Here is a 244-nt window from a genome sequence, read left to right as displayed (position 1 = left end):
GATGCTGCCTGGCATGAGCGCCAGCGGGGCAGGGGGCCTTACGCCTGGCAGATAGGTCGCCGCTTTGAACTGGCGGCCAAGCGCCTGAGGTTGAACGAGCGGCGCTACGACATGCGCACGGATCTGTTCTCGCCGCCGGTGCCGGTCGGCGGTCAGTTGAAGCTTTTCTAGGCGTCTCAGGCGCCAAGGACTCAAAGAAGCCTGTGTCCGAAGGTGGAAAGCGCGCCTTCGTGGGCGAGTGCCC

1 pseudogene is annotated in these 244 nt (G+C 65.2%); it reads left to right on the top strand.

The annotated features are described in order from the left end of the window. A pseudogene (locus tag CH341_RS36175) lies at positions 1 to 171 on the top strand (PA0069 family radical SAM protein); the annotation flags it as partial. Between the last annotated feature and the right edge of the window lie 73 nt (positions 172 to 244).

Source organism: Rhodoplanes roseus (genome assembly GCF_003258865.1).
In the GTDB taxonomy this organism is placed as follows: Bacteria; Pseudomonadota; Alphaproteobacteria; order Rhizobiales; family Xanthobacteraceae; genus Rhodoplanes; species Rhodoplanes roseus.
Note: the sequence above shows the minus strand (reverse complement) of the source record. Positions and strands in the feature narration are given on the sequence as shown.